Genomic DNA, 24,565 nt, shown 5'->3' with positions numbered 1-24,565 from the left:
GAGACAACAGCACTCCGCAGCCCTGCTGCTGGCCGCCGCCATGGTCGTCACGGCGATCCCGGCCTCGTCCGCCGTCGCCGAACCCGGCGCCTCGGCCAGTGCCTCTACCACCGTCCTCAGCGGGACGCGGACCTATCTCGACCCCGGGCTGCCGGTGAAGCAGCGGGTCGCCGATCTGCTGGGGCGGATGACCCTCGCGGAGAAGGTCGGCCAGATGACCCAGGCCGAGCGGGGGGCGGTCGACAGCGACCAGGCCCAGATCGCCAGTCTCGCCCTGGGCTCGCTGCTGTCCGGCGGCGGCTCGGTGCCCTCCCCCAACACCCCTGAGGCGTGGGCGGACATGGTCGACGGCTACCAGTTGCACGCGCTCGAGAGCCGGCTGGGCATCCCGATCCTGTACGGCGTCGACTCCGTGCACGGTCACAACAACCTGGTCGGCGCCACGATCTTCCCGCACAACATCGGCATGGGCGCCACCCGCGACCCGGCGCTGGTCCGCGAGGCGGCGCACATCACCGCCACCGAGACCCGGGCCACCGGCCCGCAGTGGGTGTTCGCGCCCTGTGTCTGTGTCACCCGCGACGAACGCTGGGGCCGCTCCTACGAGAGCTTCGGCGAGGACCCGCGCCTCGTCACCCGGATGACGACCGCCGTCGAAGGTCTCCAGGGCGGCAGCACCAAGGACCTCGCCCGGAACGACCACGTCCTGGCCACCGTCAAGCACTACGCCGGTGACGGCGACACCACCTACGGCACGTCGACCACCGGCGACTACATCATCGACCGCGGCATCACGAGGACCAGCCACAAGCGCTTCGCCGAGATCGACCTGGCCCCCTACGTGACCGCCGTCCAGGTGCACGACGTCGGCAGCATCATGCCCTCGTACTCCTCGGTCCAGTGGACCGACGTACCCGGCAGCGAGCCGATCAGGATGAGCGCGCACAAGGAGCTGCTCACCGACGTCCTGAAGAAGAAGATCGGCTTCGACGGCTTCCTCATCAGCGACTGGGACGCCATCGGCGAGATCCCGGGCGACTTCGCCACCCAGGTCCGCACCTCCGTCAACGCGGGCATGGACATGTTCATGCAGCCGTACAACGCTCCCCAGTTCATCCAGACCCTGACCGCCGAGGTGCAGGCCGGGCGCGTCAGGATGTCCCGGATCGACGACGCGGTCTCCCGCATCCTGAAGGCCAAGTTCGAACTCGGCCTGTTCGAGCACCCGTACACCGACCGCTCGAACATCGACACCATCGGCTCGGCCGCCCACCGTGCTGTGGCCCGCCGTGCGGTCGCCGAGTCCCAGGTGCTGTTGAAGAACGACAACAAGGCGCTGCCGCTCAAGCCCTCCCAGCGGCTCTACGTCGCCGGCGTCAACGCCGACGACCTCGGCAACCAGGCCGGCGGCTGGACCGTCACCTGGCAGGGACAGTCCGGCAACACCGCCTTCCCCGGCACCACCATCCTCCAGGGCATCCGGAAGACCGCGAAGAACGTCACGTACAGCGCGGACGCCAGTGCCTCCACCGCCGGGTACGACGTCGGCGTCGTCGTCATCGGCGAGACTCCCTACGCCGAGGGCGTCGGCGACGTGGGCGTCGGCGGCCACACGCTGAACCTCTCCGCCGCCGACAGGGCGAACATCGACCGCGTCTGCTCCGCCATCCGGACCTGCGTCGTCCTCGACGTGGCCGGCCGCACCCAGATCATCACCGACCAACTGCCGAAGACCGACGCCTTCGTGATGTCCTGGCTCCCCGGCAGCGAGGGCGACGGAGTCGCCGACGTCCTCTTCGGCAAGCGCCCCTTCACCGGAGAACTCCCCGTCACCTGGCCCCGCAGCGAGGCCCAGGAACCGATCAACCTCGGCGACAGGAACTACGCCCCCCTCTTCCCCTATGGATACGGCCTGACGACGACCCGGCACTGAGCCCGCGCCTGACCTGATGAGCCCTCAGGAGTAGACCATCGGACACCCGCGTCTGAGTGAGTGCTGTGCCGCGCGCAGGTACAGCGCCACATAGAAGGAGACGTCCGGATACTCGCTCCACGGGCCCGGCGCGGTGGCGGACAGTTCCTCCGCCGCGCCGTCCAGGAACCAGTTGGTCAGGTCCAGGTTGTCGCACATCTCCGGGACCTCGGGCGGCAGCGCGATCTCCGCCGCCAGCTTCTCGGCGATCGCCAGGACCTGTGGAGCGCCCGCTATCACCGTCGTGTCGGAGTACGACGACTCGACCGGCAGCTCGATCTTCTCGTCCAGGGACACCGGCACCAGTACCTGCCAGCCGCAGAGCGTCTCCGTGTCCTCGTCCAGGAGGTGCGCCTCGCACAGCTCTATGAACCTGTCCATGGACGGGACCAGTTTCTCCTCGAAGGACCCGCCCGAGCCGCGCACGAACTCCGCCGCCACCGGCACGGACTCGTACGGGGACAGCCCGCGCCGCACCAACTCCGCGTTCAGCCCCGCGGCGATCTCCGCCCGCCCCTCCTCACCCTCACCGAACCACTCCTCCGCACCGACGTCGACCAGGTAAATGCCCATGACCGCAACGTACTGCGCACCACTGACAACGCCGGTGCGCAGTACGAAGCGTATGAACGTATGACCGGCTGCTACGCGCGGAACGGGCCTGTCACCTCGTACGTGATCCCGCCCGAGGAACTGCCGCTCGTGCCCCGCTGGCTGGAGAAGTACAGGCGGCTGCCGTTCGGGGAGAAGGCCGGGCCCGTGATCTCCGAGCCCGACTGGCCGTCGACGCGCAGGAACGGGGCGATCACGTCGTCCGGTGTGATCACGCAGATGTCCATGGTGCCGCCGTCCTCCGCCACGAACAGGTCGCCGGAGGCGGTCCCGGTGATGTTGTCGACGCCGGTCAGCGGGGCCGTGCCCGAGGTGACGAGGGAGTCGTCGTACGCCAACTCGTAGGTGTCGGCGAGCAGGTTGAGCTGCCAGACCCTGTTGTCGCCCTTCGTGGTGAACCAGACCTTGTCGTCGGCGTAGTAACAACCCTCGCCGCCGTTGAAGGACTTGGAGCCGGAGACCTGGGTGCGGGTGGTCGTCGGGGAGCCGTCCGGGTCGGGGATCGTCGTCCAGGTGTACGAGCCCGAGGTCGCCGTACCGGCCACCAGGACCTGGAGGGTGCCGGCCGACAGATCGCCCCAAGTCGTGGGTACGAAGCGGTAGAAGCGGCCGTTCGTCTCGTCCTCCGTGAGGTAGACGACCTTGCGCACCGGGTCCGCTGCCGCCGCCTCGTGCTTGAAACGGCCCATCGCCGCGCGCTGCGTCGCCGCGTTCGTGCCCCACGGGTCGGTCTCGTAGACGTACCCCAGCGACACCTCCTCGCAGGACAGCCAGGTGTTCCAAGGGGTGCGCCCGCCCGCGCAGTTCTGGCGTGTGCCGGAGAGGACGCGGTACGCGGAGGTGACGGCGCCCGTCGACGAGAACCTGACCGCGCTCGCGCCGCCCGACGGGTTGATCTCCGAGTTGGAGACGTAGATCCAGCCGGTCCCGTCGGCGTAACAGGCCCCGCCGTCAGGGGCGTTGTGCCAGGTGTACGACGTTCCGCTGACCGTCTGGCCCGAGCGGGCGATCACCCGGCTGGTGAACCCTGCGGGGAGTCTGATGCCGTTGGCGTCGGGCGCGGCGAGGGCTCCGTACGGGCCCGTGCCCGGCTGGGCGGGGGCCGCGTGGGCGGCGCCGCGCCACAGCGTGCCGCCGAAGACGGCCGCCGAACCGCCGACGACGGCGGCGCGCAGAAGGGTACGGCGTTCCACGTGTGCGTTGACTCGTGCGTCCACTCTCGCTCCAAGGGGGGTGGCGTGACGTGCCATGACGTCAGGGACCCTAGGGCGACGGGGTGGAATTGTCATGTACGCGCGGTGTCGCGTTGGCGGTCGTACGGGAGGCTCCGGCCGCCGGGAGTTCGCCTCAAGGGGTGCACAAGGGATGCTCAAGGGATCTGTCCGGCGGGGTTCGTCCTACGCCCGCAGCGCCGGCGTCTCCCGTCGCCGTACCCCCGCCCCCGAATCCCTGCCGCCGAACGCCTGCCCCTGCACGGCGTGTTGGGCCGACGGCAGCCGAACCACCGCGTCCAGGCCGCCCGTTGCCGCCGCCCGCAGAGTCGCCTCCCCGCCACTCGCCAGCGCGAGCCGCTGTACGAGGGCCAGGCCCAGGCCCGTACCGCCCTTGGGGGCGCCGGGCGCACGCCAGAAGCGGTCGAAGGCGCGCCCGCGTTGCTCCGCCGTCATCCCGGGGCCCTCGTCGGTGATGTGCAGGTCGATCCAAGTGGCCCGGGTTTCGCGGTGGTTGAGATGGTTGAGGTGGGGCCGGCGAAGGTGCGGCGGAGCGACGGAACGCAGTTCCATGGCCACCGTGCTGTTCGCGGGCGAGACCCGCAGGGCGTTCGACAGGAGGTTGTCGATGATCTGCTCGACCGCCCCCGGCAGTGCCAGCGCCGGACCCACCGGTCCCGATCCGCCGGTGAACAGGACCAGTGACACGCCCTGTTGCTCGAACAGCGGGGCCCAGGTGCCATGCCGTTCCGCGCAGATGCCGGCCAGGTCGACCGGGCCGGGCGGTGCCGCGTCCTCCTCCAGGCGGGCCATCGCGAGCAGCCCCTCGACCATCCGGGCCAGCCGGTCCGTCTCCGTCATCGCGGCGGTGAGACTGCCCCGGGCATGCTGGGCGATGTCGGGCTCCAGGTTCTCCAGGCGCAGCCGCAGCGCCGCCAGCGGAGTCTTCAGCTGGTGCGAGGCCTCGCCCGCGAACGCCCGCTGCGAGGCGAGGAGATGGGCGAGCCGGGCGGCCGTGCGGTTGAACGCGGCTGCCAGACTGCGGACTTCGGGCGGACCCGACGTCACCGCGACCGGCGTCGCCGCGCCACCGTCCGCCAACTCGTGCGTGGCCCGCTCCAGTTCACGGATCGGACGCCCCGCCCAGCGCGCGCACGCGAACGCCACGACGGCCACGGCCGCCAGCACCGCGAGCCCGACGGCGGCCAGCAGCAGCCACACCTGGTGGACCCGGTACTGCACCATCTGCGTGGGAAGCGTGATCCGTACCGCCCCCTTCACCTGGCCGGTCCCGTGCCCGACCGGAGACGCCACGGACAGATACCGCACCCCGCCGATCGTGGACGTACGGACATGGGTCGTCGCCGTGCCGTCGAGCGCGGCCGTCACCTCCGGGCGGGTGGTCAGCTCCTGCTGCTCCGGGCCCGTCAACTGATGAGACGCCGCGATGAGTTGACCGCTCGCGTCGACGATGAACACCTGACCGCCGATCCGCCGGGCGCAGTGCGCGGCACGGGCCGCCAGCTCATCCGGACGCCCCGACGCCAGGGACAGCGCGGCGTACGCCGCCACCGACTCGGCCTCCTCGTTGGCGGAGTTGACGATCCGCTCCCGCTCGGCCCGTGAGTAGACGATGCCCAGCGGGATCTCCAGGCCGAGCAGGACGAGGGCGGCCAGACTGAGGTAACTCAGCAACAGACGCCGGGTCATGAGGCCGCGGCCCTGGGTGCGCCAGGGGTGCGTACGGCGAGCCGGAACCCGACCCCGCGCAACGTCTGGATCCACGCCGGGTCGCCCAACTTCCGCCGCAGCGTGGCGACATGGACGTCCAGGGTCTTGGTCGGCCCCTGGTAGTGGGTGTCCCAGACCCGGGTGAGGATCTGCCGCCGCGAGTACACGGCACCCGGGTCCTCGGAGAGCAGCGCCAGCAGCTCGAACTCCTTGGGCGTGAGCGCGACGGGCGTCTCGCCGACCCACACCTGACGGGTACGGCGGTCGACCACGAGGGGGCCGGGGGCGGGAGTGGAGGCGGCCGGGGCCGGCTCGGGTGTGGGAGGCGCGTCCTGTGAGACGTACGAGGCGTGCGAGGCCTGTGAGGCATGCGCGGCGTACGAGTCGAACGATTCATAGGCCTCGTAGGAGGTGGTCGGCGGGGGAGTGGAAGGCACATGCATGGGGGCCTCGTAGGTGACGGCCGGTTCCTGGGCCGTGGCGTACGACTCGTAGGCCTGCGCGGGATCCGGACGTCGTACGCGCCGGGTCACCGCCCGTACCCGGGCCACCAGTTCCCGCAGGCTGAAAGGTTTCGCCAGGTAGTCGTCGGCGCCCAGTTCCAGGCCCAGGACGCGGTCGGCCTCCTCGCCGCGGGCGCTGAGGATGATGATCGGGACCTCGGAGGTCTGACGGATGCCTCGGCACACGTCGATGCCGTCCATGTCCGGCAGGCCCAGGTCCAGCAGGACGACGTCGCCGTGCGGTCCTCTCAGGCCCTCGGCACCGGTGGCGACGTGCACGACCGTCAGCCCGAAGTTCCGCAGGCCCTCGGCCAGCGGTTCGGCGATCGTCTCGTCGTCCTCGATGAGCAGCACCCGTACGCCCATACGTCCTGTCTCCCACTCCCACGGCGTCCATGAATTCCTGAAGTAGACGCGCTGTGATGACACGTTACAAGACGTTCGAATGCCTTGCCGAGCGAATCCAGGACAATGTGAAAAGCCCCTCAGCCGCCGCACAGGGTGACTCGGTCCCGAAACCTGGCCTCGATTTAGTGTTCCTCTAACCTTCCGCTGGCCGTCCTCTGGGCAGCGCTCCTCTAGCGTTGCGCCAAGCGATACATAGCTGCACGTGGAGGGGTCATGAAGGCATTGCTGGACCGCGCCCGGTCGTTCAAGCGGCACGTGGATTTCGAGAGCGGCGAATACCGGAAACTGGCCGAAGGGCAATGTCCGGAGGCATTGTTCATTACCTGCTCGGACTCGCGGGTGATACCCGCCCTGATCACCGGAGCACGGCCCGGCGAGATATTCGAGCTGCGGAATGCGGGCAATATCGTCCCGCCGCACAGCGCGTACGGGGCCGCCTCCGGTGAGGCCGCCACCATCGAGTACGCACTGGAGGTGCTCGGCGTTCAGCACCTCGTCGTCTGTGGCCACTCCCACTGCGGGGCGATGGGCGCCCTGAAGTCCGGCGACGATCTGTCCGCGCTGCCCGGCGTCGACGCCTGGCTGGAGCTGGCCCGCCCGGAACTGGCCCCCGTGCTCACCAAGTCCTCCGACGACCCGGCGACCCTGCCCGAGGTGGCACAGCGCAACGTCGTCAACCAGCTCGCCGTACTGGGCAGTTACCCGGTGGTGCGGCAGCGGCTCGACTCGGGCCGGCTGCGGCTGCACGGCTGGTACTACGAGGTCGACACCGGCCGGGTGTACGAGCTGGACGAGGACGACCGCTTCCGGGTGCACGCGGCATGAGCGGCCAGCACGCGCGCCACGCACAGGGCACCCGTACGCGCCCGAAGGCCCCGGTCCCAACCACTCCGTTGCGCAAGCCCACTTCGGGCCCCGGACGCACCAAGAACGGCACGGGACGCGTCGACCTCGCCACGGAGATCACCGCCTCCCTTGTCGTCTTCCTCGTGGCGCTGCCGCTCTGTATCGGTGTCGCCGTCGCGTCCGGGGTGCCCGCCGAACTCGGCATCATCTCCGGGGTCATCGGCGGGCTGGTCGTCGGGGCGGCCCGGGGCAGCACCCTCCAGGTCAGCGGCCCCGCCGCCGGACTCGCCGCGCTGGTCGCGGAGACCGTCCTGGAGTACGGCGTCGCCTCGCTCGGCGTGATCGTGCTCGGCTCCGGGATCCTGCAGATCATCCTCGGCCTGGTACGGCTCGGCCGGATGTTCCAGGCCATCTCGCTCGCCGTCGTCCAGGGCATGCTGGCCGGCATCGGACTCCCGCTGATCTTCAGCCAGTTGTACCCGATGTCCGACTCCAGGGCCCCCGGTACCCCGCTGGAGAACATCGCCGGCGTACCCGGACTGCTCGCCGACACCCTGGCCGACCGGCAGGCGATGACCGCCGCGCTGCTCGGCGTCGTCACCATCGTGCTCAGCTTCCTGTGGAAGAAGATGCCGGGTCCGGTGAAGAAGGTCCCGGCCGCGCTGGTGGCCGTAGGGATCGGGATCGGTGTCGCGGCGCTGCCGGGCGTGGACGTGAAGACGCTCCAGGTGGGCAACCTGCTGGCCTCCGTGGACGTGCCGGGGCCCGGGCAGCTGGCGGGACTGGCCGACGTGGGGATCCTCACCGCGATCCTCACCTTCACCGTCATCGCCTCGGCGGAGAGCCTGTTCACGGCGGCGGCCGTCGACCGGATGCACAGCGGCCCGCGCACCCGCTACAACGCCGAACTCGTCGCCCAGGGCGCGGGAAACACGGTCGCCGGACTCCTCGGCGCGCTGCCCATCACGGCGGTGGTGGCGCGCAGTTCGGCCAACGTGCAGGCGGGTGCGAAGACCCGTATCTCCCGTACGCTGCACGGACTTTGGCTGCTCGCGTTCGCGCTGCTGCTGCCGCAGGTCCTCGCGCTGATCCCGATCTCGGTGCTCGCGGGAGTCCTCGTACACAGCGGCTGGAAGCTGTTCGCGCCCGAGGAGTTCCCGAAGATGTGGCGCCAGGACCGGGGCGAGTTCGCGGTCATGACGGTCACCACGCTGGTCATCGTGGCGACCGCGCTGCTCGAAGGAGTCCTCATCGGACTGGCCGCCGGGGTCGTCCTGGCCGCCCTGCGCATGTCCCGGACGGTCATCCGCCAGGACGTCGACGGCGGCGACGACGTCGCCCGGGTCGTCATGGCGGGCAACGCCACCTTCCTGCGGCTGCCGCAGGTCATCGAGGCTCTGGAGGCGTCCGCCGCGTCGGGCAAACCGCGCATCCGCCTGGACCTGACCGGCGTGACCCACCTGGACCACGCCTGCCGCAGCCAGGTCGAGGAGTTCACCGCGCAGCAGCGGGGCCTGGGGACAGAGGTGGAACTGCTGATGCCGGGCGCGCAGCCGCCGACCACGGAGACGGCCTCCCCCGACCCCGTCGAGAAAGCTCTCGAGGGGAAGCTGATGCCGCCGGTCCCGGGCCCCGACGCCGAGTGGTTCTACCTGGACACGGGACCGGTCCCGGACAGGTACGCACCGCTCGTGCACTGAGAACCGTATGGCCAGAACCTTACGGTGCGTGCGCGTGGATCTTCGCAACTCCGGTGTGGAAAAGGCGAGTTGACCTAGGTTGGTGCCTGATCATCAGCACCGAGACAACCGAGACATCGGAACACCGGAGGCCCCGCAGTGTTAGACGACGACCCCACCCCCTCGACCGAAACCGGAACAAGTACCGGCGCTCGCCCCCGAACCCATATCGACACCTCCAAGCCGCACTCGGCCCGCTTCTGGAACTACTTCGTCGGCGGCAAGGACAACTACGAGGTCGACCGGGAGATCGGGGACCACATCAAGGAGATCTTCCCGGGTCTCGTCGATGTGGCCGTCACCAGCCGGCACTTCCTGGGCCGCGCGGTCCGTTACCTGGCGGACGAGCAGGGCGTACGTCAGTTCCTGGACGTCGGCACGGGCCTGCCGACCGCCGACAACACCCACGAGGTCGCGCAGCGCGCCGCCCCGGACGCCAGGATCGTGTACGTCGACAACGACCCCATCGTGCTGGCCCACGCGGACGCCCTGCTCAGCAGCACCCCCGAGGGCCGTACGGTCTATCTGAACGCCGACCTCTACGCCCCCGAGACCATCCTGGAGGCGGCGGCCGACACCCTCGACCTCTCCCAGCCGGTCGCCCTGATGATCCTCAACACGCTGGGCCATGTCGCCGACCACGACCAGGCGCGCGACCTGGTGGGCCGCCTGATGGCGGGCCTGCCGTCGGGCAGCCACCTGGTGATCAGCGACAGCACCGCCACCAGCGAGGGCATGATCGCCGCGTCGGAGGCGTACAACGCGAGCGGCGCCGTGCCGTACTACGTCCGGAGCATCGGGGAGATCGCCGGCTTCTTCGACGGCCTCGACCTGGCGGACCCGGGCGTCGTCCAGGTCCCCGAGTGGCGCCCCGACCTCCGGGACCCGGCCGCCCCCGCCTCGGCTGTCGACGCCTACTGCGGGGTGGGGCGCAAGCCCTGACGTACCGGGCGTGGAACTGGCCATCGGGGCACTTCCGGCGCACTCTGGGACTGGACCTGGATCTGCCAGGCCTCCCGGATTCACCAATGGAGGGACCCCTGACATGTCGGGCTGGAACACGCAGGACATCCCCGATCAGAGCGGTCGTACGGCCGTCGTCACCGGTGCCAACAGCGGGCTCGGGTACGTCACCGCGCGGGAGCTGGCGCGGAAGGGGGCCCGGGTGGTGCTCGCCTGCCGGAGCGAGGTGCGCGGGAACGAGGCGGTCGGGCGGCTGCTGGGCGAAGTGCCGGACGCCATCGCCGAGTTCTGGCGGCTGGACCTCGGAGACCTGGGCTCCGTACGGGAGTTCGCGGCCGGGCTGCCGTACGAGCGGATCGATCTCCTCGTCAACAACGCGGGCGTGATGGCGTTGCCGTACGGGACGACGGCCGACGGGTTCGAGACGCAGTTCGGGGTCAACCACCTCGGGCACTTCGCGCTCACCGGGCTGCTGTTCCCGGCGCTGCTCGGTACGCCCGGCGCTCGGATCGTGAACCTCTCCAGCGGCACCCACGCGTTCGCCAACATCGACATCGACGACCTCAACAGCGAGCGGAACTACCGGCGTTGGATCGCGTACGGGCGTTCCAAGACGGCCAACCTGCTCTTCACGCACGAACTGGCGCGCAGGCTGGCCGCGATCGGCTCCGATGTCGTCACCGCCGCCGCGCATCCCGGGTACGCCGCCACCAACCTCCAGACCACCGCGCCGAAGATGCAGGGCCGCAAGGGCGCCGAGCGGTTCATGCAGATCGGCAACCGGGTCTTCGCCCAGTCCGCCGAGGCGGGCGCCCTGCCCACGCTGTACGCGGCCACCGCGCCCGACGTACGGCCCGACGCGTTCATCGGCCCCAGGTTCCTGGGCTGGCGCGGCGCGCCCGCGAAGTCCTCGCGGGCGTCCTGGACGCTCAACGACCTTGCCGGGGAACGGCTTTGGGCCGCCTCCGAGCAGCTCACCGGGGTGACGTACGAGGGCTTGAAGGCGTAAGCCCCCTACGCGCATCAGTCGGGTGTGTCAGGAGGCGGCCGTACGCACCTCGTACACCGTCACGGCCACCGTCTCGTCGTCCAGGCACCGGCCCGACTCCAGGTCGAAGCGCTGCTTCAGGAGCGGGGAGGCGACGAACGGGCGGCCCTGGTGGGTGCCGGTGAGGCCGCGGGAGAGGACCGCGGCGCCGCCGAACGGGTCGCGGTTGTCGATGGCGTACAGGGTGCCCGCGCGGTCGCGGAAGATTGCCGCCTGCCGGCCGTCCGGCAGCAGGGCCGCCACACCGCGGCCCGGGAGCAGGACGCTCAGGTCGCAGACCGTGAACCAGCCGTCGTTCAGGCGGAGTTGGATCTTCAGGTCGGTCGTCTCGGGTGCCAGGGTCATCGCTGGGCGGATCCTTCCAGGACGTCGTCGGCGGGGCGCAGGCCGATGGACAGCAGCGGCAGGTCGGGCTTGATCTGGTCGCGCTCGGGGACGAAGCCGACGACCGGGTCGGGGGTGTCCGGCGCGTTCACGAAGGACACGAACCGGGCGAGCTTCTCGGGGTCGTTGATGGTGTCGGACCACTCGTCGCGGTAGTGGGCGACATGCGCGGTCATCAGCGACTCCAGCTCCTCGCAGATGCCGAGGGAGTCGTCCACGACGACGTCGCGCACGTGGTCCAGGCCGCCGGGGATGCGCTCCAGCCAGGTCGACGTGCGCTCCAGCCGGTCCGCCGTACGGATGTAGAACATCAGGAACCGGTCGATGAGCTTGATGAGTTCGGCGTCGTTCAGGTCCTGGGCCAGCAGGTCCGCGTGGCGCGGGGTGGCGCCGCCGTTGCCGCCGACGTACAGGTTCCAGCCGCCCGAGGTGGCGATGATGCCGAAGTCCTTGGACTGGGCCTCGGCGCACTCGCGCGCGCAGCCCGACACCGCCGACTTGAGCTTGTGGGGCGACCGGAGCCCCCGGTAGCGCAGCTCCAGGTCGATCGCCATCCGGACGGAGTCCTGGACGCCGTAGCGGCACCAGGTCTGGCCGACACAGGACTTCACCGTACGCAGGGACTTGCCGTAGGCGTGCCCTGACTCGAAGCCGGCGTCCACCAACCGGGTCCAGATCAGCGGGAGTTGTTCGACGCGCGCGCCGAACATGTCGATCCGCTGACCGCCGGTGATCTTCGTGTAGAGGCCGAAGTCGCGGGCGATCTCGCCGATGACGATCAGGCCCTCGGGGGTGATCTCACCGCCGGGGATGCGGGGGACGACCGAGTACGAGCCGTTCTTCTGGAGGTTGGCGAGGAAGTGGTCGTTGGTGTCCTGGAGGGTGGCCTGCTCGCCGTCCAGGACGTAGACGTCGGCGCCGATCGTCGGGGCGAGGGAGGCGATGATCGAGGCCACGGCCGGCTTGCAGATCTCGCAGCCGTCGCCGCCCCGGGCGTCCTCGCGGCCGTAACGGTCCAGCAGATCCTGGTACTTGTTGACGCGCAGGGCGAGGACGATCTCGTACAGCTCCTCGCGGGTCTGCGAGAAGCAGCCGCACAGGCCCTTGTCGACGACGACACCGCTCGCCTCCAGCTCGGCGGTGACCAGCTGGCCGAGGACCTTGACGCAACTCCCGCACGTCGTACCGGCCTTGGTGCACTTCTTCACCTCGGGCACGGTGGTGCAGTTGTGCTCGGTGACCGCGCCCCGGATCGTGCCCTTGCGGACGTTGTTGCAGGAGCAGATGATCGCGTCGTCCGGCAGCGCGGACGGGCCGAGCTGGACCGACTCCCCGGCACCGGCGGGGAGTACGAGGGACTCGGGCGAGACGGGCGGGACAGAGCCCGTGAACGCCTTCAGCGTGCCGTAGGCATCCGCGTCGCCGACGAGGATGCCGCCGAGCAGTGTGCCGTCGCGGCCGATGACGAGCTTCTTGTACAGGCCCGAGCGGGAGTCGGAGTAGACGACGTCCAGGCAGTCGGCGGTGGCGCCGTGCGCGTCGCCGAAGGACGCCACGTCGACGCCGAGCAGCTTCAGCTTGGTGGAGAGGTCGGCACCCGTGAACGTCAACTGCTCGGCCTCGTCGGCGGCGATGGTCGCGGCGGCCGTCTCGGCCTGCTCGTAACCGGGGGCGACCAGGCCGTACACCCGGCCGTCGGAGGCCAGCGCGCACTCGCCGATCGCGAAGACGTGCGGGTCGTTGACCGTACGGCACTGCTCGTCGACCGCGATGCCGCCGCGCTCACCGACGGACAGGCCGCAGTCCCGGGCGAGTTGGTCCCTCGGCCGGACACCGGCGCTGAACACCACCAGATCGGCGGCGAGTTCGGAACCGTCGGACAGCTTCATCCCGGTGACCGCGCCGTCCTCGTCGACGACGATCTCCTGCGTGCCCACACCGGTGTGGACGGAGAGACCCATGTCCTGGATGGTCCGCAGCAGCGCCGCACCGCCCCCGTCGTCGACCTGCACCGGCATCAGCCGCGGCGCGAACTCGACGATGTGGGAGGTGAGTCCGAGCCCCTTCAGTGCACCGGCCGCCTCCAGCCCGAGCAGCCCGCCGCCGACCACGGCACCCGTCGCACGGGTACTGGCGTACTCCTCGATCGCGAGGAGATCCTCGATCGTGCGGTAGACGAAGCAGCCCTTGGCGTCCTTGTTGGGGACCGGCGGCACGAACGGGTAGGAGCCGGTGGCGAGGACGAGGATGTCGTAGTCGACGACCATGCCCGAGCGGGCGGTGACTCGCTTCGCCTCGCGGTCGATGGTCTCCGCCGGGTCTCCGACGTACAGCTCGATGCCCTCCTTCTCGATGAACGCCATGTCGGTCATCGAGAGATCCTCGGGCGTCTTCCCCGAGAAGTACGAGGTCAGCGCCACGCGGTCGTACGCCGGACGCGGCTCCTCGCACAGCACGACCACGCGGTGCGCGGCGGTCAGACCACGGTCCGCGAGGGCTTCGAGGAAGCGCTGGCCGACCATGCCGTGGCCGACGAGGACGATCGTGGGCGTGGCGGGCGTGGTCGGGGTGGCGGGGGTGGCCCCATCAGCGGCGGTCATTAGGAGCCTCCATCGTTGGTGAGCAGGTGGAGCAGCGGGCCGCCGTCAGTGGGGAGCGGCTCTGCTCCCTCCCAGGCGCGCGCGAGGGCGCCGACGGTTCCGAGTTCGCCGACGAGCACCCCGCCGACCAGCCGGTCGTCACGGACGACGACCTTGCGGTAGGTGCCCCGGGTGGCGTCGGCGAGCTGGATGACGTCGTCGCCGGGGCGGGGGGTCGGCTCGCCGAAGGCGGCGAGGTCGAAGGGGTTGCCCGCGTCGCCGGTGGCGCCGCTGTCGGCGTTCTCGGCGTTGAAGTCGGTGAGGGTGAGCCGGGTGAGGGCACGGGTGCCGGTGTAACGGGCCTGCGAATCCCCGCCCTTGTCGGCGTCGGCGATCAACTCGGCCAGGACTTCGGCCTGTTCTAGGGCGGGGGTGGCCAGACCGTAGACCGTCCCCTGGTGCTGGGCGCAGTCCCCGAGCGCCCGGATGTACGGATCGGAGGTGCGCAGTTCGTCGTCGACGATGATGCCCTTGTGCACGGCGAGCCCGGCGTCGCGCGCGAGCCCGACCCGGGGATGAACTCCGCAGGCCAGTACGACGAGGTCGGCGTCGAGGGCGTAGTGGTCGGCCAGCTTGACCGACCGCACCTTGCCGCCCACACAGCGCACATCCCGTACCCGGCACTCGGTGTGCACCTCGACGCCCAGCTCCTTGAGGTGCCGCAGCACCAACTCCGAGGCGCCCGGGTCCAGCTGACGTTCCATCAGCCGCTCGGCCTGCTGCGCGAGCACGACCTGCGCACCGCGTACGGCGAGTGCGCGCGCGGCGGAGACACCGAGCAGCCCGCCGCCGATGACGACGGCCCGCGCCCCCGGACGCAAGTCCTTGGACAGCCCCAGACAGTCGTCCATGGTCCGGAACGCGTGGACGCCCGACGGGAGTTCGCGATCGGGGGTGAACAGCCCACGCAGGGGCGGGAGTACGGGGTTCGACCCGGTGGCGAGGACCAGCGTGTCGTATGCGATCGACGACCCGTCGGAGCAGTGCACGACGCGTGCGGCACGGTCGATGTACTCGGCCCGGGCCCGGACCAGCCGGTCCGGCGACGGCAGGGCGATCACCTCGGGGGCGTACCGCCCGGCGAGGACCTCGGCGAGCAGCACCCTGTTGTAGGGGCGGTGCGCCTCCTCGCCGACGAGCACGACGTCCGAGGGGGACATGCCGAGCTCGCCGAGCCGCCGGGCGAGCCGGACGCCCGCGAGCCCGGCGCCGATCACCACCACACGCGTATTCGAGGTCATGTACGGCAGCGTGCGTTGCCGGTGTTACCCGGCCGCATCACGTCTGTTTCCCGGGGGGCACGCTTCCCTCAGCGGGGGCGGGGGGTGGGTGTGAGGGTTCGGTGGGCGTGCGGGGGGTGCCTGTGAGGTGCGTGAACGATACGCCGGTGAGGTGCGTGAACGATACGGCTGAGCCCCCCTCGGCCGCTAGAGCCGGTGTCGGTGCGGGATGCGCGGGGCGCGCGGGATGGGCAACCTCTGAAGATCCTCAAGCTTCCGGAAATCCATGGTGCCCGCACCTATCACTTCCATAGGCTCGCGATCATGCCCGACATATCGCTGGCCATGGTCGTAGCCCTCTGTGTCGCCGCCCTCGCGGCCGGCTGGATCGACGCGGTCGTGGGCGGCGGCGGCCTGCTCATGATGCCCGTACTGCTGCTGGGGCTGCCGGACACGTCGTCGGCGGCGCAGTACGCGCTCGGCACCAACAAGGCCATGGCGATCGTCGGCACCACGGGCGCGGCCGTGACGTACACGCGCAAGACGCGGGTCGACGTACGGCTGGCGGTACGCGTCGGGCTTGCGGCGGTCGCCGGGTCGACGGCCGGGGCGTTCGTGGCCGCCGGTATGAGCACGGACACCCTGAAGCCGGTCATCATGGTCGTCCTGCTCGGCGTCGGCGCCTTCGTGATCTTCCGGCCCGCCTTCGGCACGGCCCCGTCGGCCACCCCGGTCTCCGCGCGCCGCGTCCTCGCCGCGATCGGCCTCGCGGGCCTGGGCATCGGCTTCTACGACGGCCTCATCGGCCCCGGCACGGGCACGTTCCTCGTCCTCGCGCTCACCGCGCTGCTCCACCTCGACCTGGTGACCGCCTCCGCCACCGCCAAGATCGTCAACTGCTGCACCAACGCGGGCGCCCTCGCGATCTTCGCCTGGCAGGGCACGGTGTACTGGCAGCTGGGCGCGCTGCTGGCCGGGTTCAACCTGGTCGGCGGGACGGTCGGGGCGCACACCGCGCTGAAGAAGGGGAGCGGGTTCGTACGGGTGGTGCTGCTGGTGGTGGTGTTCACGCTGGTGGCGAATCTGGCGTACCAGCAGTGGGTGGCGTAGCGACTGGTCTGCCGGTCTGCCGGTCTGCCCGGCTGGTCCGGGCCTGCCCGACTGCTCCGGCCGAGGGGTTCTCAGGAGAGCGGCCAGTTGCGCAGGGCGGCGTCGGCCAGCTCCTGGAGGTCGTCGCGGCAGACACCGCTCGCGGCCTGCACGGCGATGCCGAAGGCCAAGGTGGTGACGTAGCGGGCCAGTAGCCCGGGGTCGGCCTCCGGAGGCAGGTCGCCCTCGTCGACGGCTCGCTGGAACCGCTCTCGGATGCAGGCGCAGCCGTTGTTGCGCCAGGCGACGAGGAGGTCGCGGACTGCCTGCCCGGCGTCGCTGGTGGTCAGGGCGCCCTGGACGCCCAGGCAGCCGTGGGGGTGGGCCGGGCGGGTGGTGGTCCGGACGGTGCCGGTCAGGATCGCGGTGGCGACGCCGAGGGCGGTCGGCTCCTCCAGGGCCCGGTTCAGGTAGGCGCTCGGGCCTTCGGTGTAGCGCTCCAGGGCCTTGCGGAACAGTTCCTCCTTGTTGCCGAAGGCCGCGTACATGCTGGTGGTGGAGATGCCCATCGCGCCGGTCAGGCTCGCCAGGCTGGCGCCTTCGTAGCCGTGCTCCCAGAAGAGCAGCATGGCGCGTTCGAGAGCCTCGTCGGCGTCGAAGCCTCGTGGTCGGCCGATCGGACCGCTCTGCCTGGACTGTCTGGTCTGCCTGCTCTGGCTGGTTCCCACTCCCACAGCCTACCGCTTCCGCATCGATCGATACGGAAGTGCTACGGTCGCCTTCCGTCCAACTTCCGCATCGATCGATGCGGAAATAGAAGGAGGCTGTTCACGTGGCACTGGGACTGCTTGAGGGGAAGACCGCTCTCGTCACCGGGGGCAGCACCGGAATCGGCCTGGCCAGTGCCGTACGGCTGGTGGCAGAGGGCGCGCATGTGTTCATCACCGGCCGGCGCAAGGCCGAACTCGACGCGGCCGTCGAAGAGATCGGTGCTTCAGCGGCCACCGCGGTGACCGGCGACATCGCGAACCTGGCCGACCTTGACCGGCTCTACGAGACGATCCGCGGCCGGGGGCAGGGCCTGGACGTCCTGTTCGCGAACGCCTCCACCGCCGAGTTCGTGACACTCGACCAGATCACCGAGGAGCACTTCGACACCCTCTTCGGTGTCAACGTCCGGGGCACGCTGTTCACCGTCAAGAAGGCGCTGCCGCTGCTCAACGACGGTGCCTCGGTCATCCTGAACGGCTCCACCAACGTGGACGTCGGCATGGAGGCGTTCGGCGTGTACGCGGCGACCAAGGCCGCCACCCGGTCGTTCGCCCGGACCTGGGCCAACGAACTCAAGGGACGCGGTATCCGGGTCAACACCGTCACGCCCGGCCCGATCGACACGCCTGGTCTGTCGGGGCTCGCCTCCGACCCGGAGCAGGCCGCGGGCTTCAGGCGGCAGTTGGCCGCGCAGGTGCCCCTGGGCCGGCTCGGGCGCCCGGAGGAGGTCGCCGCCGCCGTGGCCTTCCTCGCCTCCGGGCAGAGCAGTTTCATCACCGGTTCGAGTCTGTACGTCGACGGCGGCCTGAACCAGATCTGAGGTCAGCGACCTTGATTCTGATCGGCGGCAGCGCTCAGTGGCTGAGGCTGCGGCTGTTGCCGCTGAGGCTGTGGCTGCTGCCGGTCAGGTGGGCGAAGACGACGACATTCCCCTCGTAGCCCGTCCGGGGTGAGTAGCCGCCGCCGCAGGTGATGACGCGCAGTTCGGGCCGGGACGCGGCGCCGTACACCTTCTCGTCCGGGAAGCGGTCCGCGTCGTACACCTCGACGGCGTCGACGGTGAAGCGGGCGGTGGTCCCGTCTCGCCGCTCGACCTCGATCGCGCCGCCCTTCCGCAGGGCGCCGAGGCGGTAGAAGACGGAGGGGCCGTCGGCGTTGTCGACATGCCCGGCGACGATCGCGGTGCCCGTCTCACCGGGGGCCGTGCCGGCCTCGTACCACCCGGCGAGGTTCTCGCGCTCGGCGGGCGGTACGTCCAGGCTGCCGGTGGGGGTGAGACCGAGGCCCATCAGTGGGGCGTTCACGCGGATGGCGGGGATGCGGATGCGGAGGGGCGGGGAGGGCGGCAGCGCGGGGGCCGACTCGGGACGGGCCGACTGCGCAGGCGTACGGGCCTGGGCGGGGGAGGGCTGCGGCGGGGCGTGTGTCTCGCCGCCGCTGCGCACCAGCCAGACGCCGGAGAGGAGGGCGGCGAGGGTGAGGGCGGCTATGACGAGGTTGCTGAATCTGCGCACGTGGGCCTCCTGGATGCCCCTGATCCACCCCGGTGTTTCACCCGGTGTCTCACCCTGGTTTCACCCTGATGTTTCACCCCGGCCCCCTCCGGGCCGCGAGGGGCGTCGGGCCCGGAGGGGAGGGGGACATGCGGTACCGGCGGACGGACGGCGGAGGGTGTCCGTCAGATCCCGTCGCCTCTCGCCCGGCGATGCAGGAGCCAGGTACCGCCCGCGGCGGCGACGGCGAGAGCCGCCACGCCGGCCGCGGTCTGCACGGGGTCGGGACCGAGCGCGCCGCCGACCCCCGTCTTCACACTCCCCCTGGGACGCTCGGCGGGTGGCCGGGTCGAGGTGAGGGTGACGACAAGATCCCCACTCACCCGCAGCCCGTCTCCCTTGCCGTCACACCGGGCGACGATCTCGTACGTCCCCGGCTGCGCGCCCGGCGGTACCCGGAACTGCCCGACGGCGACCTCCTTGTGCGTGGTGGGCGCGAGCACGAAGGCCCCGGCGCCCACCGCACTGGCGTCACCGGCGGCGGTACCGCCCGCACCGCAGGCCGTCGTGTTGACGGTGACCCGGGTGCCGGGGGTGACGGTCCCGGGGTACACCTCAAGGGAACCGCCGGTGCCTGCGTGAGCGGGCCCGGCGAGGGCGACGGCGAGCGCGGTACCGGTCAGCAGACGGGCGGCGGTACGTCGCATCGGGCTTGCTCCTCCGAGAGCTTGCGAACGGGGTGGTCTGCTTCCGAGGTAAGTGGCAGGGAGCGGGGAGCGCTTCCTGAGAGCCCGTCAGAAATACGGTGAACGGGTGGCGGAAGGCTGCGGGGAGGCGAGGGGCGCGTCGGCATTCCGGCAGGTCATGGCCGTACGACGGGTGTGTCGCGGAAGAGAACCCGATGGGCGGGGGGCCGGGGGTGTGAACGGGTGACCGGGCGGGAGGCGGACCGGTGGCTTGACCTCAAGGAAGCTTGAGGTAAGAGGCTGAGTCGCATGCAGACACCCACTGAACGAACCGACCCCATTGAGCCCGTACGCGTGACAGTGGTCGTCGGCAGCAACCGCGAGGGCCGCTTCGGCCCGGTGGTGGCCGACTGGCTCCTGAACCGGATGGGGAAACGCGACGACCTGGTGACGGAGGTCGTGGACGTGGCGGACACGGCCCTCCCGACGACCTTCGCGACCGACGCGGAGGCGAAGGCCCAGCTGGCGGGGATCACCCCGAAGCTGGCGTCGGCGGACGCGTTCGTCGTCCTGACCCCCGAGTACAACCACTCCTTCCCGGCCGGCCTCAAGAACCTCATCGACTGGCACTACTCGGAATGGCAGGCCAAGCCGGTCGCCTTCGTCTCGTACGGCGGCGTCTCCGGAGGCCTCCGCGCGGTCGAACACCTCCGCCAGGTCTTCGCGGAACTCCACGCGACGACGGTCCGCGACACGGTGTCGTTCCACAACGCGGGCGCGTCGTTCGACGACGGGGGACGACTGAGGGACCCGTCGGGACCGGACGCGGCGGCGAAGACGATGCTGGACCAAGTGGTGTGGTGGGGAAGGGTGTTGAGGGAGGGGCGGGCGGTACGGGCGTACGGGGGGTAGCGCGGGGTGGGAGCCCACGCGGGGCTTGCGGAGTTCATGGGGCCCCTGGGACTGGGAGGTCCGTCAGGCGGAGCATGAGGCGGGGATCAAGGCGTTCTGGTACTAGCCTCGCGCTTTCGCCACAGCCCACAGCCGCCGGTCGTCGACCTGAACCTCCAGATGAGGCCAGGCCGTTGCCAGGCGCGCAAGGCAGCCGCCCTTCGGCAGGGTTACCGGACCGAGTGATTCGTCCGGTTTGAAATGGACCAGTGTCCCGGTCGTCCCGTCGACCTCGACAGGCTCAAGGTCACTCACGGGGACGCCGTGTTCGTAGCGTTGGGTCCAGGCTCCGTTGAGGCGGCGGTTGGTGTGGATGAGCCACTCGCTGAGTGCCGCGACCACGGACATGCCGCGCCGGGGACGGCTGTCGGGCAGTACCTCGGCCTGCGGGAAGTCGAAGAAGCGGAGATCCTTCGTAGCCATGACCGGCTTCTTCACGCTCCGGCTGTGCTCGTCCACCCGGGTGTCGGTGCCACGTCCGTCATCCCGTGCGGACACGGAACCATCGGCATGGAGAACGACAACACAACGTCCCCCAGCACTGCTTGACGCTTCGTCAGCGGAGTAGGCAAGCACCTCAAGGAGGAGATGCCACGGCCCGTCCGGAGCGAACTCGCCGGGATTCCGCCGGATGTGCGACAGGTGATCCGCATCGACGGAGCCGGACCAATCGTGCGTCGTGTTGACCCAGGATTCCCTCGTTGCGTTCACCCGGCAAGTGTCCCATCCGGCTACGAGGCCACAACGAGGGTGCAACGGGTGGGCGGCGGCTCTGTGGCTCGACGCGGGCCGCGCCTACCATCCGTTGCACGGGGGGTACGAGTAGCGATCCTCCGAGTCAGGGGGCGCTGTGCAGTCGACGACAGTTTCGTGGCCGGTGCTCCAGCGCTTGGTCGGTGCGCTCGCGGCCTGTGCGGCGCTGGCCGCAACTTCAGGGTGCACGGTTCCCGTCGATGCCGTCGCCGGGATCTCGGTGACCGACGACGGCCAGCTGCTCGGCGTCATGATGGTCTGCGGGCATCAGATCGACGGGGCGACTCTGTACGTGGCCGGCGCTGACGCCGACAAGGACGTGACGGTCGGCTCATGGTCCGCCGCCCGCCCCCTCAGGGCCGGTCTCGCCACCTGGCCCCTCGATGCGCCTGCCTCCGGCTGGACCGCGACGACATCCCTCAAACCGCTCACCGACAAGACGACTTACACCCTGTACGGCTGGACCGAGGACAACTCCGGGTCGTCGAGCAGCGTCTCCTTCACCCTGACCGACCGGGCCCGGCTAGCCCCGGGAACGGTTCGCTACGGTCACGAACCCGCGAGCACGGTTGCGCTGGCGGAGTTCAAGGCCAGGGCGTGCGAGGACGGTTAGGAACGCGTCCCAGGTGGCGGGGCGGAGGTGGAGGGGCGGGCGAGTCGGGGCCTTAGAGTCCCGTATCGCGATGGTGGTGGGGATGTTCGTGGCTATCTCGACGCACTCCTCCTTGTCGTCGCTGTAGCTGGACTTGCGGTACTGGAAGTCGGTCACGGCTCAGAATTCCTTGCGGAGGTCGTGGAGGAACGACAGGGATTCTCCCGCGTCAAGCGCGCGGGTGGCGATCAGTTCGAACAGGTTGTCATAGCCGGCTGCCCCCTCCCCTCCTTCGACCCAGGTGTGCCTGAACGCGGCCTCGGAGTAGGCCACATCCATGGCCCCGGGCTCGGCGAAGGAGATGATGTTGAACGAGCCGTTCAGCCCTTGGTGGGTGCCGTTGCGGAAAGGGAAGACCTGGATGGTGACGTTCGGCCGGTCGGCGATCCGTGCCAGGTGGTCGAGTTGCCCGCGAGCCGTCTCGGCGCCACCGGGAAAGTTCCTCAGCACTGCCTCGTAGAGCACGGCGTGCAGGGCCAGCGGCGCATCATCGGTGAGCCGCCGCTGTCGCGCGAGTCGCGAGGCGATGAACTCCTCGTCGGGGTCATTGCGACGCGCCACTGAAGCGGCGTTGGCGGGGGTGGCCCTCAAGGCCCGTACGTAGGCAGGGGTTTGCAGCAGGCCGGGGACGAAAGCGGGCTGCCACGCCTTGATGGACGTGGCCGCGTTCTCCAGAGTGACGTACTCCTGCATGGTGCCGAGCATCGCGTAGTCGTCCCACCAGCCCTTGGCCTTGCGACGCTCGCGGTCGAGCCTGGCCAACTCCAGGAGCCTGCCGACGGTCCCCGGGTCGTGGACCCCGTACAACTCGCACAACGCCCGGATGTCCGGGTCCCGCATGGGAACCCAGCCGCCCTCCATCTTCGCGACCTTGGTCGTGGATGCCGTGAGTGCCTTGCCCGCCTGGGTCTGGTTGAGGCCGGCGGCCGTGCGCAGCTTGGTGAGTTCGCCGCCGAGTCGGCGTCCCAGAACGGTGGATGTGCTGTAGCCCTGCGTCGACTGGCGTGCGGTCACGGCGGTGCTCCTCCTGGCGTTGGCGCGGTCAGTCTGGCCTGGTGTCACCAGGCACCGCAAACCAGATCGGAGTAATTACTCCGAGAGTTACTTGCGAATCAGGGTAGGCCACCTCTACCGTCGGTGACGAACTGCTCGCAGAGTGGCGCCAGTTACCCCACGGCGCAGCTCCCCCTGCCCGAAAGTGAGCGTCATGACCGAGGACCCCCTCCGGTACGACCGCCTCGACTACACGCCCTTCCCCAAGAGCGTCACCCTCGCCCGCCGCCGAGCGCAGCGTCTCCTCACCGAGTGGGGGCAGCCCGAACTCGCCCCCGACACCGCCCTGTTGGTCTCCGAACTTGGCGGCAACGCCGTACTCCACGGATGTCTCCGTGACCGCCTCTTTCGAGTCGAACTCGCCCTCACCGAGCACGCTGTGCGCGTGAGCGTCTCCGATCCGCGAGGCGAATTACTGCCGAGCCCCCGCAAAGCCGCTCCCGACGAGATGTTCGGCCGGGGACTTCTCATCGTCGGTGCCCTCTCCGACCGCTGGGGCGTGACCGAGCTGACCGTCGGCAAGCTGGTCTGGTGCGAGCTGGACGTCGTACGAGAACGAGTGCCCGTGCGAAACGCGGAGCGCCCTGCGGCAAGATGGGCGTCATGAGCATCGTAAAGATCAACGTACTCACGGTTCCCGAAGAGCAGCGCGAGACGCTGGAGAAGCGGTTCGCGTCGCGGGCCGGTGCCGTCGAGGGGTCGGACGGGTTCGAGTGGTTCGAGCTGCTTCGGCCTGTCGAGGGCACCGACAGCTACCTGGTGTACACGCGCTGGCGCAGCGAGGAGGACTTCCAGGCCTGGATGGCGGGCCCGATGCAGTCGGCGCACCGCCCTGCCGCCCCCGGCGGGGAGCAGCCCAAGCCCGCCGCCTCCGCCTCGACCCTCTGGTCGTTCGACGTCGTCCAGCAGGCCGCCCCCAAGCAGGGCTGAGCCCGCCGTCGCGGCGCGCCGAGCCGCAGGCGGTAGTCGTACTCGGCGCGCCCCGACAACGGCGGTCAGGGCTTGCGTCCCACTCCGCCGTGCTGGCCGATCGCCGGCGCCGCCACCCCGGACGCGCTCGGCTCCGGCCGCCACAGCGGCACCGAGACCACCCCGGGCTCCACCAGATCGAGGCCCTCGAAGTACGCCTCGATCTGCTCCACCGGCCGCAGGAAGTACGGCACCGCGCCCGTCTCGTTGTACGCGTCCTGCGCGCGCTCGTAGTCGGGGTCCGTGCCGCGTGAGCCCTCGTTCAGGGACAGGTAACTGCCCGACGGGAGGCCCGACATCAGGTCGCGGACGATTCCGCGGGCCGCCTCGTAGTCCGCCACATGACCCAGGATGCCGCTCAGGATCAGCGCTGTCGGGCGGGTGAAGTCGAGGGTCTTCGCCGCCGACGCCAGGATGCGCTCCGTGTCGTACAGGTCTGCTTCCACGTAGTCCGTCGCGCCCTCGGGGGTCGACGTCAACAGGGCGCGGGCGTGGGTCAGGACCAGGGGGTCGTGGTCCACGTACACGATGCGCGCGTCGGGGGCGACGCTCTGCGCGACCTCGTGCGTGTTGTCCACCGTCGGCAGGCCCGTGCCGACGTCCAGGAACTGGCGGATGCCCGCCTCCCCGGCCAGGTGGCGGATCGTACGGCCCAGGAACGCGCGGCTGCTGCGCGCGATCGTGACGATGCCGGGGAACACGGCCGTGTACGCGTCACCGGCCGCCTCGTCCACAGGGTAGTTGTCCTTGCCGCCGAGCCAGTAGTTCCAGATGCGGGCGGAATGCGGAACCGAGGTGTCGATCTTCTGTTCGGATCTCTGTTCGGATTCGGACATGACGGCATCGTCTCCTCGGTCGCGGCGGACGCGTTC

General features: G+C 70.1%; 24 protein-coding genes and 1 pseudogene. 11 read left to right on the top strand and 14 right to left on the bottom strand.

Going from position 1 to position 24,565, the window contains the following annotated elements; translation table 11 throughout:
- Positions 1-133: 133 nt before the first annotated feature.
- Positions 134-1,921, top strand: a pseudogene (locus ACWDR4_RS01920) (glycoside hydrolase family 3 protein); the annotation flags it as partial.
- A 36-nt stretch (positions 1,922-1,957) separates the two neighbouring features.
- On the opposite strand, the gene ACWDR4_RS01915 reads toward ACWDR4_RS01920, so the two are convergent.
- The 4 genes from ACWDR4_RS01915 to ACWDR4_RS01900 form a co-directional block, all read right to left on the bottom strand.
- Positions 1,958-2,545, bottom strand: a complete 588-nt coding sequence (locus ACWDR4_RS01915; protein WP_450402619.1) for a hypothetical protein — start codon at positions 2,543-2,545, stop codon at positions 1,958-1,960.
- Between the two features lie 71 nt (positions 2,546-2,616).
- Positions 2,617-3,777 carry an alkaline phosphatase PhoX gene (locus ACWDR4_RS01910; protein WP_450403316.1) on the bottom strand — a complete coding sequence of 387 codons (1,161 nt, stop codon included), beginning with the start codon at positions 3,775-3,777 and terminating at the stop codon, positions 2,617-2,619.
- A 204-nt stretch (positions 3,778-3,981) separates the two neighbouring features.
- Entirely contained in the window at positions 3,982-5,505 is a 1,524-nt protein-coding gene (locus tag ACWDR4_RS01905) for a sensor histidine kinase (RefSeq protein WP_450402616.1), read from the bottom strand.
- Positions 5,502-6,395 (bottom strand): response regulator transcription factor, encoded by an 894-nt coding sequence (locus ACWDR4_RS01900; RefSeq protein WP_450403313.1) that lies wholly within the window; start codon positions 6,393-6,395, stop codon positions 5,502-5,504. The genes ACWDR4_RS01905 and ACWDR4_RS01900 overlap by 4 nt, the downstream gene beginning before the upstream one ends.
- Before the next feature lie 255 nt (positions 6,396-6,650).
- Here ACWDR4_RS01900 and ACWDR4_RS01895 point away from each other — a divergent pair, with 255 nt between their 5' ends.
- The 4 genes from ACWDR4_RS01895 to ACWDR4_RS01880 all read left to right on the top strand — a co-directional run bounded on the left by ACWDR4_RS01895 (position 6,651) and on the right by ACWDR4_RS01880 (position 10,994).
- On the top strand, positions 6,651-7,262 hold the full coding sequence (locus tag ACWDR4_RS01895) for a carbonic anhydrase (RefSeq protein ID WP_450402613.1): 612 nt from the start codon (positions 6,651-6,653) through the stop codon (positions 7,260-7,262).
- Positions 7,259-8,983, top strand: coding sequence for a SulP family inorganic anion transporter (locus ACWDR4_RS01890; protein ID WP_450402610.1), 1,725 nt, complete (start codon positions 7,259-7,261; stop codon positions 8,981-8,983). The genes ACWDR4_RS01895 and ACWDR4_RS01890 overlap by 4 nt, the downstream gene beginning before the upstream one ends.
- A gap of 138 nt (positions 8,984-9,121) precedes the next feature.
- Entirely contained in the window at positions 9,122-9,964 is an 843-nt protein-coding gene (locus ACWDR4_RS01885) for an SAM-dependent methyltransferase (protein WP_450402608.1), read from the top strand.
- 103 nt (positions 9,965-10,067) lie between these two features.
- Complete coding sequence (locus ACWDR4_RS01880; protein WP_450402605.1) at positions 10,068-10,994, top strand: oxidoreductase; 927 nt, start codon at positions 10,068-10,070, stop codon at positions 10,992-10,994.
- Between the two features lie 27 nt (positions 10,995-11,021).
- Here the strand turns inward: ACWDR4_RS01880 and nirD are convergent, their stop codons facing one another.
- The 3 genes from nirD to ACWDR4_RS01865 are packed head-to-tail and all read right to left on the bottom strand — an operon-like array spanning position 11,022 to position 15,297.
- Positions 11,022-11,378, bottom strand: coding sequence for a nitrite reductase small subunit NirD (gene nirD / locus ACWDR4_RS01875; protein ID WP_450402604.1), 357 nt, complete (start codon positions 11,376-11,378; stop codon positions 11,022-11,024).
- Entirely contained in the window at positions 11,375-14,017 is a 2,643-nt protein-coding gene (gene nirB / locus ACWDR4_RS01870; RefSeq protein ID WP_450402602.1) for a nitrite reductase large subunit NirB, read from the bottom strand. Before nirB ends, nirD begins: the two co-directional genes overlap by 4 nt.
- Positions 14,017-15,297, bottom strand: a complete 1,281-nt coding sequence (locus tag ACWDR4_RS01865; RefSeq protein WP_450402600.1) for an NAD(P)/FAD-dependent oxidoreductase — start codon at positions 15,295-15,297, stop codon at positions 14,017-14,019. The genes nirB and ACWDR4_RS01865 overlap by 1 nt, the downstream gene beginning before the upstream one ends.
- Before the next feature lie 303 nt (positions 15,298-15,600).
- On the opposite strand from ACWDR4_RS01865, the gene ACWDR4_RS01860 reads away from it, so the two are divergent.
- On the top strand, positions 15,601-16,386 hold the full coding sequence (locus tag ACWDR4_RS01860; RefSeq protein WP_450402598.1) for a sulfite exporter TauE/SafE family protein: 786 nt from the start codon (positions 15,601-15,603) through the stop codon (positions 16,384-16,386).
- 71 nt (positions 16,387-16,457) lie between these two features.
- On the opposite strand, the gene ACWDR4_RS01855 is transcribed toward ACWDR4_RS01860, so the two are convergent.
- Positions 16,458-17,093 (bottom strand): TetR/AcrR family transcriptional regulator, encoded by a 636-nt coding sequence (locus ACWDR4_RS01855; protein WP_450402596.1) that lies wholly within the window; start codon positions 17,091-17,093, stop codon positions 16,458-16,460.
- Between the two features lie 110 nt (positions 17,094-17,203).
- Here ACWDR4_RS01855 and ACWDR4_RS01850 point away from each other — a divergent pair, with 110 nt between their 5' ends.
- Entirely contained in the window at positions 17,204-17,956 is a 753-nt protein-coding gene (locus ACWDR4_RS01850; protein WP_450403311.1) for an SDR family oxidoreductase, read from the top strand.
- A gap of 34 nt (positions 17,957-17,990) precedes the next feature.
- Here the strand turns inward: ACWDR4_RS01850 and ACWDR4_RS01845 are convergent, their stop codons facing one another.
- Together ACWDR4_RS01845 and ACWDR4_RS01840 are read right to left on the bottom strand one after the other, a co-directional pair.
- Complete coding sequence (locus tag ACWDR4_RS01845; RefSeq protein WP_450402594.1) at positions 17,991-18,650, bottom strand: class F sortase; 660 nt, start codon at positions 18,648-18,650, stop codon at positions 17,991-17,993.
- Between the two features lie 164 nt (positions 18,651-18,814).
- Complete coding sequence (locus ACWDR4_RS01840; RefSeq protein ID WP_450402591.1) at positions 18,815-19,336, bottom strand: hypothetical protein; 522 nt, start codon at positions 19,334-19,336, stop codon at positions 18,815-18,817.
- Positions 19,337-19,624: 288 nt separating this feature from the next.
- Between ACWDR4_RS01840 and ACWDR4_RS01835 the strand changes: the two genes are divergently transcribed.
- Positions 19,625-20,227, top strand: coding sequence for an NADPH-dependent FMN reductase (locus ACWDR4_RS01835; protein ID WP_450402588.1), 603 nt, complete (start codon positions 19,625-19,627; stop codon positions 20,225-20,227).
- 102 nt (positions 20,228-20,329) lie between these two features.
- Here the strand turns inward: ACWDR4_RS01835 and ACWDR4_RS01830 are convergent, their stop codons facing one another.
- On the bottom strand, positions 20,330-20,977 hold the full coding sequence (locus tag ACWDR4_RS01830) for an ATP-binding protein (protein ID WP_450402585.1): 648 nt from the start codon (positions 20,975-20,977) through the stop codon (positions 20,330-20,332).
- A 166-nt stretch (positions 20,978-21,143) separates the two neighbouring features.
- Here ACWDR4_RS01830 and ACWDR4_RS01825 point away from each other — a divergent pair, with 166 nt between their 5' ends.
- Positions 21,144-21,632 carry a hypothetical protein gene (locus tag ACWDR4_RS01825; protein ID WP_450402582.1) on the top strand — a complete coding sequence of 163 codons (489 nt, stop codon included), beginning with the start codon at positions 21,144-21,146 and terminating at the stop codon, positions 21,630-21,632.
- Here ACWDR4_RS01825 and ACWDR4_RS01820 read toward each other — a convergent pair.
- Together ACWDR4_RS01820 and ACWDR4_RS01815 are read right to left on the bottom strand one after the other, a co-directional pair.
- The gene (locus ACWDR4_RS01820; RefSeq protein WP_450402580.1) at positions 21,543-21,788 is read right to left on the bottom strand and encodes a DUF397 domain-containing protein; all 246 of its coding nucleotides are present in this window, start codon (positions 21,786-21,788) and stop codon (positions 21,543-21,545) included. The two genes, ACWDR4_RS01825 and ACWDR4_RS01820, sit on opposite strands and share 90 nt — an antisense overlap.
- 3 nt (positions 21,789-21,791) lie before the next feature.
- Complete coding sequence (locus ACWDR4_RS01815) at positions 21,792-22,685, bottom strand: helix-turn-helix domain-containing protein (protein WP_450402577.1); 894 nt, start codon at positions 22,683-22,685, stop codon at positions 21,792-21,794.
- A 193-nt stretch (positions 22,686-22,878) separates the two neighbouring features.
- On the opposite strand from ACWDR4_RS01815, the gene ACWDR4_RS01810 reads away from it, so the two are divergent.
- Both ACWDR4_RS01810 and ACWDR4_RS01805 read left to right on the top strand, forming a co-directional pair.
- Positions 22,879-23,331, top strand: coding sequence for an ATP-binding protein (locus tag ACWDR4_RS01810; protein ID WP_450402575.1), 453 nt, complete (start codon positions 22,879-22,881; stop codon positions 23,329-23,331).
- Positions 23,328-23,654, top strand: a complete 327-nt coding sequence (locus ACWDR4_RS01805) for an antibiotic biosynthesis monooxygenase family protein (RefSeq protein ID WP_235479303.1) — start codon at positions 23,328-23,330, stop codon at positions 23,652-23,654. Before ACWDR4_RS01810 ends, ACWDR4_RS01805 begins: the two co-directional genes overlap by 4 nt.
- Positions 23,655-23,719: 65 nt before the next feature.
- Here the strand turns inward: ACWDR4_RS01805 and ACWDR4_RS01800 are convergent, their stop codons facing one another.
- Positions 23,720-24,529 carry an SAM-dependent methyltransferase gene (locus ACWDR4_RS01800; protein ID WP_450402572.1) on the bottom strand — a complete coding sequence of 270 codons (810 nt, stop codon included), beginning with the start codon at positions 24,527-24,529 and terminating at the stop codon, positions 23,720-23,722.
- Positions 24,530-24,565 lie beyond the last annotated feature (36 nt).

The sequence above is a fragment of the Streptomyces sp. NPDC000878 genome (genome assembly GCF_053599695.1).
The sequence above is the reverse complement of the archived record's forward strand: the minus strand, read 5'-3'. Positions and strand labels throughout refer to the sequence as shown.